Source organism: Bacteroides sp. 1001302B_160321_D4, assembly GCF_015667765.1.
In the GTDB taxonomy this organism is placed as follows: domain Bacteria; phylum Bacteroidota; class Bacteroidia; order Bacteroidales; family Bacteroidaceae; genus Bacteroides; species Bacteroides xylanisolvens.
Map to the genome: position 1 here is coordinate 1 of NZ_JADPLO010000105.1, position 10504 is coordinate 10504.

Annotated in this window: 8 protein-coding genes; 4 read left to right on the forward strand and 4 right to left on the reverse strand. The window is 32.7% G+C overall.

The features are described 5' to 3' along the window. The first annotated feature begins 174 nt into the window (after window positions 1–174). Together KFO40_RS24430 and KFO40_RS24435 are read left to right on the forward strand one after the other, a co-directional pair. Window positions 175–528 carry a hypothetical protein gene (locus KFO40_RS24430; RefSeq protein WP_211146885.1) on the forward strand — a complete coding sequence of 118 codons (354 nt, stop codon included), beginning with the start codon at window positions 175–177 and terminating at the stop codon, window positions 526–528. A 2-nt stretch (window positions 529–530) separates the two neighbouring features. Then, entirely contained in the window at window positions 531–1652 is a 1122-nt protein-coding gene (locus tag KFO40_RS24435) for an alpha/beta hydrolase family protein (RefSeq protein WP_211146886.1), read from the forward strand. A gap of 54 nt (window positions 1653–1706) precedes the next feature. Here KFO40_RS24435 and KFO40_RS24440 read toward each other — a convergent pair whose 3' ends face one another. The 4 genes from KFO40_RS24440 to KFO40_RS24455 are packed head-to-tail and all read right to left on the reverse strand — an operon-like array spanning window position 1707 to window position 7567. Next, on the reverse strand, window positions 1707–2369 hold the full coding sequence (locus tag KFO40_RS24440) for a sulfotransferase family 2 domain-containing protein (RefSeq protein WP_008647955.1): 663 nt from the start codon (window positions 2367–2369) through the stop codon (window positions 1707–1709). Window positions 2370–2405: 36 nt separating this feature from the next. Then, window positions 2406–3881 (reverse strand): TolC family protein, encoded by a 1476-nt coding sequence (locus KFO40_RS24445; RefSeq protein ID WP_008647953.1) that lies wholly within the window; start codon window positions 3879–3881, stop codon window positions 2406–2408. Window positions 3882–3915: 34 nt separating this feature from the next. Next, complete coding sequence (locus tag KFO40_RS24450; RefSeq protein ID WP_008647951.1) at window positions 3916–6093, reverse strand: peptidase domain-containing ABC transporter; 2178 nt, start codon at window positions 6091–6093, stop codon at window positions 3916–3918. Between the two features lie 22 nt (window positions 6094–6115). After that, complete coding sequence (locus KFO40_RS24455; RefSeq protein WP_248005620.1) at window positions 6116–7567, reverse strand: HlyD family efflux transporter periplasmic adaptor subunit; 1452 nt, start codon at window positions 7565–7567, stop codon at window positions 6116–6118. A 104-nt stretch (window positions 7568–7671) separates the two neighbouring features. On the opposite strand from KFO40_RS24455, the gene KFO40_RS24460 reads away from it, so the two are divergent. Together KFO40_RS24460 and KFO40_RS24465 are read left to right on the forward strand one after the other, a co-directional pair. After that, window positions 7672–9519, forward strand: coding sequence for a glycosyltransferase family A protein (locus tag KFO40_RS24460; RefSeq protein WP_211146887.1), 1848 nt, complete (start codon window positions 7672–7674; stop codon window positions 9517–9519). Then, the gene (locus tag KFO40_RS24465; protein WP_211146888.1) at window positions 9512–10453 is read left to right on the forward strand and encodes a hypothetical protein; all 942 of its coding nucleotides are present in this window, start codon (window positions 9512–9514) and stop codon (window positions 10451–10453) included. The genes KFO40_RS24460 and KFO40_RS24465 overlap by 8 nt, the downstream gene beginning before the upstream one ends. Window positions 10454–10504: the final 51 nt, after the last annotated feature.

Here is a 10504-nt window from a genome sequence, read left to right on the forward strand (position 1 = left end):
TCGATATAATCATAATTAGCTGCTTTAGCCGGTCTTTTATAAAACACGTATTGTTATGTAACAACATCCGATTAAAATTAATTATTTTGTTTATATTTAATTGGATATCTAATTTTTTTTGTAAATTGCCATTATTTATATGAAACACAATTGTAAACTTTAAATATATTTATTATGAAAAAAGTAGGAAGACTTAGATTGAGCGAATTAGAAGGAAGAATGGATACTTTAACAAAAGCAGAACAACACGAATATTTAGGTGGAAACAATACATGGAGAATTTATGGAGGATATCTGTATGAAGTAGAAGGTGGTACCTTATTTTGTGGTGATAATGGTAAATTTGTATGGTTTCCGGGAATCAGCGTTAGTTCAGATTGGGTTACAATTCGACATATTGGTATGAGCAAGATGCTACTCGAAGAGGGGAACATGTATTATATGATCAAGGATATTATTACTAAACTGTTTGGAATCAATAAGTTTCTGAATTTCCTTCCGTTATTCCTGAAATTTGTTATTATTTAAAGATGAAAGTTCTATTATTATTATTTTGCTTTTGGAATGCTCAATGTTTGTATGCCAAATTACCTTTGGATATTGTTTCTGATTCTTTGCTTTATGTATCAGAAGACTTTTCGTTTTCTGATGCACAAGGTAAGGGTGTTTTAAAAGGAATACTTACTGTTCCTAAAAACTTGAGTTCATCTACAAGTGTTGTTGTACTCGTAGCTCCTCCTTTGCCTATACCACATGATTACTATGGCCTATTTTCTACTATAGCTGATGTGCTAAGTAAGAATGGAATTGTGACCCTTCGTTTTGATAATAGAGCATATATGGATAAATCATATTCTTCGAAAGAAGAGACTATTACTATGTTTGATCAGGCTGATGATGTGTGTAAAGCTGTGCAGGCTATAAGAAAGGATGTACGTTTTAAAAATAGTGATATTGGTTTGTTGGGCCATAGTGAAGGAACTGCTGTAGTATCTATTGAAGCATCTAGAAATAAGGAGATTCGTTTTATTGTTTGTTTATCTGCGCTTGGGATGATGGGAGCAGATATCGTTTATGACCAAACGAGTATGCCACTAAATCTGAATGACAAAATACCAGATGATGTAAAACAAAATATGTTATTTGCTTTGAAAGAATATCCATATATTGTAAATGAATGTAGTTCTTTGGATTCAATGTCTACACAAATAAGAAAAAAGGCCCAGAAATATTATACTTCAATTAAAGACAAGGAACGAATGTTTGGGAGACAATCGTTAGAGGAATATTGTCAATTGATAACTCAATGGTATACAAGACCTCGGATTGTATCATTTATTAAATATAATCCGGAACTATATTATTCAAAGCTATCTTGTCCGATTTTAGTTATTTATGGGAAAATGGATGGCAATTTAGATTATGCGAAAAATTTGATGGGTTTAGAAAGTATTATTAAAAAGTACCAAAAAGAAAGTTGTGAAATAATGGCAGTTGACAGTGTGGACCATGACTTTTTTAAAGTAAAGCGTAAGATTCCGTTCTTTATAAAGCGATTATCACATCATAAACCTAGTGAACCGAATCCTAAATATGAGTTAGAGGTATTTGAATATGTTGCGAAATGGATAAACCAAACGAAATTTTATTAATACCACATTAACTACTTAGAATATTATTCGTGGCAGTTAATGTGGTACAAGATATTAGATGTATTTTGTTGAATTTAGTATCTCATAATCAGCCCTATATAGTTCACGGATCTCATTAATATATTCTTCGTTATCTAGCTTAAAGTCAACATGTGTTGAGTTTTTGAGTCCATATTGTATAGGGACATTGTATTTCTGCAGAAATGTATCCAGTTTTTTTATTGGTACAATAAAGTCAACATCGTCTGGGGAGTAAAAATCAGATTGTCTACGTATATGTTCATCTTGAAGAATAATGCATTTCTTGTCTAATTCAAATCTGACGAACATCATAAAATGATCAAAAGTGGGTTCTCTATATAAGTCTAAGAAATGGAAATAATGTCGATACCATTTCTCTAAACAAAAGTATTTGTAGCATGATACTAGGCGCTCTACCGGATCTCTCCAAACTGCGAACTTGATAACTTCTTTGCCTCGTGTTTGTTTGTAAGTATCATAAGGAGACAAGAAACCGCTTTGTGGACAGCCACCGAACCAATCGTGTGTTCTGTCTTCACTATGCATAATATAGCCGGTTTTAGCATAAATAGCTATACTTTGTAAATAGGTGATTGCATTTTTAGAAATTGCGACAAATGCAAGATTATAGTTATCTATTTCACAAAAAAAGTTCCCTAAGTAAGGGGTTGAGTAGTTAACAGAAGTAAGTCTCATGATTTTTTAAGTTTGTAGTTTTAATAAAAATAGTTATCAGTATGTTTGAAAGAACAACTCTTTAAGTTCTATCTGTTTAATAAAATCATATAAAGTAGTCTTTCGTAGTATACAAAAGGTATTCCATACATTCTGTATAGAATTATAATATTTTTGCATGGCATTGTATTGTTCTTGTTGAGCTGATGCCAGTTCGTAAGCAGAAACTTTTCCGGAATTAAACTTGTGACTTAAAAGTATAAACTGCTCTTGTGAGAGTTGGTAGCTTTTCGTTGCAACAAACCACAAATTTATATTGTAATTATAGCTCTCTACCATATCTTTTATATTATTATCAAATTCAACTTCTGCTTGTTCAATTTCTATTATACTGTTTTGATAGTTATTTTTGGCTATTTGAATCTTATTCCGATTGATTCCCCATTGGAAGATTGGAATTTGGACTCCTATCATAATATTTTGTGTATGGTCTGCTTTTCTGTAAGCATCTATGAAATGGTCGGCATGCTGATTTAATCCATAACTTATATTAATATTTCCATTAAAACGATTATCTAGCTTTGCTGTAAACAATGTTTGTTCTGCTTTTAATCTTTTTTGTTCTTGTGCTAAAGCAAATGGGCTGTTTCGGTGAGCGTATAATGACGCAAGTCTTTCATCTATTTTAATAGGGAGATTAAACAGTGGAGTCAAAACTTCAATATTTTGATTAACCCATTCAGGTTTGCCTAAAAAAGCAGTGAGTTTTCTCAATGCTTTTTGAAAATTCTTAGAAGAATTTTCAAATGTATACTTATTATTGAGCTGCTGTAATTCCATTTGATGGTATTCGTATTCTGTGAAATGCCCATTGTCAAGTAGGGCTTTGCTGATAATAAGTAGTGAATCCGAGATAAGGAGATTTTTATGTGATAAATCTGTTGCGAGCTTGCTTGAAAATAAATTCATGAACAAATTTACTGCTTGTGTCTGGATATCTGCTATTTCTGAACAATATTGTTTTAATGAGTTATTATATTGTGCATACTCTATATTGCGCTGTTTCTTGTAATTGTGAAGACCTCCAATAAAAGATTGAGAGTAGTTAATAATAAGTGGGGTTGTACCGAAACGTTCTTTGTTTCCGGAGAATTCGCGGAGATAATTTAATCTCGAACTAATACTAAATTCACCTCCTGTAATACCAACTTTTTGCTGGATAGTCACTCCTGTATTGCTACTATTTGAGTAATCTTCTACATAAGAATAGTTTCCATTTGTTGAGTTTTGCATGAGTTTTTGTGAACGGTTAAAGTTTATAGGACTCAACGAGAATGAGAGAGATGGCAAAAATCCTTTCTTGTAGTTTTCAAATCTTAGTATGGTGTTTTTGTAAGATAATTCGACTTTATGAGCGGATGGTGAGGATAGACACCATTCATTCAGCACTTGCTCCAATGATATTTGATAGGTTTGTCCATGTAATAATATTGGAACACATGTTATCAGCAATGTTATCCATTTGCGAATCATATAAGTGTATTTTTAGTTTGAATGAGTTCTATTATTATGACTGTGAAGAAACCAACTTAAAATATTCTCCTTTTTTTGTCATCAGATTTTCATGATTACCTATTTCAGCTATTCTTCCTTGGTGCAGCACTATTATTTGATCTGCATTTCGTATTGTACTAAGTCTGTGCGCTACAACAATAACAGTCCTATCTTTAAATGCAGCATTCAGAGCTTCTACAATTTTTTTTTCATTAATGACGTCTAATGAGTTGGTAGCTTCATCTAAAAATAAGAAATCAGGTTCTTTATATAAAGCACGTGCTATTAGTAACCGTTGCTTTTGTCCTCCGCTTATTCCTCTTCCTCTTTCGCCTATCATAGTTTCGTATCCTTTGGGCATACCATTTATTTCTTTTGCAATTTGAGCCATTCTACACACTTTGTGTAAACGTTCATAATCAATATGCTCGTCATCCAACACTATATTGGCTAAAATGGTGTCATTAAACAATTTTCCGTCTTGCATAACTACTCCACACATGTTACGCCAAGTATGTAGATTGATACTTGCTATATTCATATTTCCCATTTTGATTTCCCCAGCGGTTGGCTTATAGAGTCTGACTAACAATTTAAGTAGAGTTGATTTGCCACTTCCACTTCCTCCGACAATGGCTGTAATCTTGTTCTGTGGGATAGTTAGAAAAATATTTTTTAGTACTACCGGTGAGTTTGGACTATATTGAAAAATGATATTTGATAATGTAATATCCCTTTTTTCTGGTAAAATAGAAGTAGTTCCTATTGAAAGTAACTCTTCTTCATCTTTTAGTTGTTTTATTTCATTCATACGTAAAAAACTGATTTTGGCATATTGGGCAGAAACAATGAAACTTATGAATTGAGTTAACGGACCATTCAACATACCAATAATGAATTGTGTGGATATCATTATGCCGAATGTAATATCACCCTTAATTACTGCGCTTGCACAAAAAAATACAATTGCCATGTTTTTTATATTCGCAATAAACTGTGCTCCCAGTTTCTGCATATTGGTGATATTTAAGACTCTCTTGTTCACTTTGTAAAGTCGGGCTTGTATCTCTTCCCATTTCCATCTCCGGTATCTTTCGTAATTATAAATTTTGATGTCTTGGATGGCAGACACCGTTTCAACCCAATAGCTTTGATCTTGAGATACTAGTTCGAAATATTCCCAATCCAGTCTTTTTCTGATACGAAGAAATAATAATACCCAAGCGACGTATAGAATAGAACCTCCTAAGAATATATAAAAGATAATCGGATTGTAGGTTAACAATATAATTCCGAATATGATAAATGTCAGAATCGAGAATATCAAAGATAGTGAATTATTCATTATGAAATTCCGAATACGTTCATGGTCTCGTGCTCGTTGCAAAATATCTCCTAAAAGTTTATTCTCGAAAAATGTAACCGGAAGTTTCATGAGCTTTATTAAATAATCGGATATCAGGGCAATGTTCACTCGTGAAGTGATATGCATCAGAATCCAATCACGTATGACATTAAATATGGTAATACTTACAAGTATACTAATATTTCCAATTAATACCATATTTATGAAATTTATATCTGACGACTTGATACCTACATCTATAACTGCTTTGGATATGAAAGGTAACATCCCTTGTAAAAGGGTAACTACGAGCATAATGAAAAATATAGTTGCGAAGCTGTTTTTGTATGGGATGAAGTAACGTAGGATACTAATAAAACTATTTTTCTCTATTTCTTTTTCAACTTTGCTCCTCTTGAAATCAATTGTGGGTTCTATTGCTAAAAGAACGCCTAGAGTTTCTCCTTTTTTATACCATCCGGCTTTGAAGTCCTCATGTGTATATTTGATACGTCCTTTGGCAGGGTCAGAAACCCAAATGTATTTTTTATTGGCATGATAAACTACAATGAAATGTGAATCTCTCCAAAAGAGGATAGCAGGAAAAGGGATTTTATTGATGATATCATCTAATGTACATTTAATGGCTAATGTGCGTAATCCGAGACTTTCGGCACCGGTGCTAAGATTCTCCAGTGAAACCCCTTGTTTAGTAATACCACATCTGTCTCTTAGGTATTGTAATGAATAGAATCGTCCGAAATATTTGGCTATGATTTTTAAGCAAGCCGGGCCGCAATCTTGTGAGTCCATCTGATAATCGACGGGAAATCTGTGTAATATCATTATATAGTATTATTTAGAATGATTATTGTTCAATATTAGCTCTTAGATTATCAAAAAGTCTTTCTATAAGCCGTTTGGGCCTTGTTATAATTTCGACTGTCCCATGTGACTCAAAATCAAGATCAAGAGTTTGATCGAAGTTTGTTTTCAAACCATCAGGAAAGGAAATGAGAACCCGATAAACATTGCCTTCTTTAGTGGCGTCAGTGGATGATTGTTCTATTTTATTGGATATACGTGATATAGAACTGACTTTTCCTTTAATTAATCCATACTCCATATATGGATAATTACTGACCTTTATATTGGCTGTTTGTCCTATTTTTACTTTACCAATGCCGAATGAGGGTACAATTACTTCCCCTACGATCTCATTTTGATTGGGAAGTATGGAAAAGAGTTCTTGTCTATTTTGTACGAAGTAATTTTCTCTCCAAAATCCTAAGTATTCTAATTGTCCATCTAATGGGCTTATTTGAAGATATTGCTTTTTCCAGGTATATATTATATTTGTTAATTGAAATTTACAGGCAGATAAGTCTTCTTTTAATTTTTCCAGTTTTTCTTGTTCTTCTAATATATACTGTTGTATTTGTTGTTCGTTTCTTCTTATTTGAGCCATATGGGATAGTCTACTGCTCTGTAGCTCTTTGTATACACTTTGCAGGTCATAGTAGGAACCTTGTTGACGATTATACTCTTGTGTGCTAATAGCTTTTACTTGATTTAATGTACTGTCTCTATTTAGTAGTTCCCCTTCAATTTTTAGTTTTTTCTCTTTTAAAAGAAGTTCTTTATCTAAATTTTTTATAATGTCAGCATTAATCATATTTTGTTGTTGGAGGCTGTTGCACATTATTTTGTAAATATCGGAATGCAATGCCCGGTAATATTGCGAATGGGCAATACTGAAAGAATTGAAAGCAGAGCTAATGCTTCCCAAAATCAATTCAGGCACAGAAGGAAAGTCTTCAAGGTTATTATTATGAATCATTAATAGAGAATCTAGTAATAAAACATCCCTATAATTTGCCTCATTTTCTATGTAAGCTATTATCTGTCCTTCATTGATAGAATTTCTATCTTTACATATAAGATGTAATTTGCCGGAAGCATTGGCAACCAGCTTAATTGGTGCTAAATGAGCTGTGATGGAAATCTGTCCATCTACAGTGTCCGGATACTTTATAATAAATCCTAATGAGATAATTATAGTAACTAATAATGATGTAAGCCCTATTGCGTAAGTTGCTCCTCTCGTAGGCATTCTATCTATTATTGTTTGTACTTCTTCGCTACGTTGTATAGCTTCTTCTTTTTTTTCTTCGTGTGTTTCCATTATAAATACAGTCTTGTATTTGACTGTTACAAAGGAAGAGTATTTCGATATGAAAAAGGGAAAAGTATTGTTCAATAAAGGAAAAATACTGCTCATAAGTTCATTATTTTTTTTTGCACTGCTCTTTTCGGGCATATTTATATCATAATGGGCTGATTTTGTCCTTTTTTGGATATATATTTTCCTTATTTCCAGCAACTTTAAGTGACCTTTGCGAGTACTAAAACACACAATATATTATGAATACATTCTTTTCGGTAATAATGCCTACCTACAATCAGGCATCTTTTATTAGGCGAGCAATTCTTAGCCTGCACAAACAGACTTATCCGAATTGGGAACTGATTATAATTAATGATGGTTGCACAGATGAGACGGAAATATTTATTTCTGATTTTTTAGTTGATGAAAGAGTCGTATATATAAAAAATGAGACTAACCAAGGATTAGGCTATGCTTTGAATCAGGGACTCGAAATTGCTAAGTACGATTTAATAGCTTATTTGCCTTCTGATGATTATTATTTCGAGAATCACTTAGAAACTATTAAATCGTCTTTTGATGGTGATGATGACGTAGAACTTGTATATACAGGTGTACGATATGATGTAAGGGACACTTTATTTGGTGCTCATGATACAGAAAGTAGTGGCACTCGCAGAGGCTTTGCAATGCAACTTGTTCAAACAGCACATAAAAAGGTAAAGGAACGCTGGGTTGAACGTAATGAATGGCTTAGTGATGATTTATTTGCTATGTATTGGAGAAAGCTTACACCTTACGGAGCATTTGTAAGAACTGACAAAATTTCTTGTTTTTGGACTTCCCATCCATTTCAACGTCACTCTATTATAAGTGAGAAGTATAGTGGAGGTCTGAATAAGGCTAGAAGTTTCTATAAGATTCAGTCTCCAGTAAAGCTTAGAATTGCAAAGGAAAAATATCTTGACGAAGAAGAATTATATAGTAATTTTAGAGAGCTGGTTCCTGTAGCCCAAGATTCATTAAAGATATTAATTGTAGGAGAATTAGCCTATAATCCCGAACGAATTTTTGCATTAGAACAGGCTGGACATAAATTATATGGATTATGGATTCCTCATCCTAATTGTAGCTTTGCTACTGTAGGGCATTTACCTTTTGGACATATAGAAGACTTGTCTAATAATAACTGGCAGGAAGAAATAGAAAGAATACAACCGGATGTAATTTATGCTCTATTAAATTGGGAGGCTGTTTCATGGGCATATAAGGTTTTAAGAGCTTTCCCGGATATACCTTTTGTCTGGCATTTTAAAGAAGGTCCTTTTGTTTCTTTGCGTGGAGGAAATTGGAATAAATTAATTTACTTATATGTACATTCTACTGTAAAAATATTCTTGAATGATGTTGTGAAACAATGGTTTGAACAGTTTATTCCTACGGTGGGACTATCATTTGTGATGGATGGGGATTTACCTAAAGAAGAATATTTTAAAGATAATTTTTCTTCGAAATTGTCTGCCAAGGATGGAGAGGTACACACGGTCGTTACAGGGAGAATGATTGGTATTTCTGATAGAGAACTGAAAATTCTAGCAGATAATAAGATTCATATTCATCTCTATACCGAGAATTATCATGCTTCGCGAGCTAAACAATTAAAATGTTTTCAAATAAAATATCCGAATTATTTCCATCTTCATTCACACTGTTCTCCTGCCAACTGGACAAAAGAACTTTCTCAATATGATGCAGGCTGGATGCATTGCGTGCGTAGTAGTAATGGAGGGGATTTGTTAAAAGCAACTTGGGATGATTTGAATATGCCTGCAAGAATCAGTACTTATGCCTCGGCAGGTTTACCCATTATACAAATTGATAATTCCGGAAATATAGTAGCAGCTGAAGAATATTTGAGAAAGCTGGATATAGGTTTGTTTTTCAGTGACTTTTATGATTTATCAAATAAGTTGAAGAATACAGATGCGATAGAAATTCTAAGAAATAATGTTCTTGCGAATAGAAAGAAATTCTGTTTTGATTATTATGTGCCAGAGTTAATTTCATTATTTAGAAAAGCTATAAATAAAAAGAAATATGAATGAGTTATTACGGAAAATCGCAAATACAGTAATTGCCAATTTAGATAATACAACAGAAATAGGTTTGTTTAAAGGTAGAATGGGACTTACTATTTTTCTATACGAGTATGCCAGATATTCCGGTAACTCTGTATATGAAAAGATGGCAGATACATTGATAGATAGAATATATACTCAATTTAAGCCGGGAATTTCATTTAGTATGATTGATGGGAGTGCAAGCATAGGCATTGGGTTGAGTTATCTATTACGGAATCATTTTATAGAGGGTAATATTGATAATATTTTGCAGGATTTAGACAGAAAGTTATTGGATAGTTCTGAAGACGTTTTATTTAAGGAAACGACATCTATAATTCCTGTTTTCTCTTCCGGTGCATATTTACTTTCACGTCTGCCATTATGCAGTGTAGAGCAGAAGGAGAAGTGGATTACGAATATTATAGATACGGGTATCTCTTTTATGTGGAAAATAATAATAAGGAAAAAGTTTGAGCCAAAGCTTTCACTTTTGAATTCCATGTTTTTAGTTTATAATCAATTGATGAAATATAATATTGATAAAGAAAATGTATTGCAATTACAAAAAGATTTGTTGCGCCTTTCTGTCAATGCACTAGAAAAGAGATATTATCAATTTTCTGATATCCTATTGTTGAAGTACATTCTACCTTTAGTTCCAAAAGAAATTAGTATTGATGGCCAGTCTCGCTTGCGTTCATTATTATCCGGAATAAATATGGATGATTTTAACATAGAGGAATGGAATAATGGTTTGTGGTGGTGCTTTGTATATGACATAACTTCTTTGGAATATTCTATAGAGGCTATAGAAAAATATGTTGATCAAAAAATGCTGGACTATTCGTTTGATTTGGATGATATCAATAGCCAGTTTTCTGTTTTGGGACTGAATTTAATAATAAAAGAAAAATAGAATGAAAAAAGTTGGTAGATTAAATTTATTTGAATTAAAAGATAGGATAAA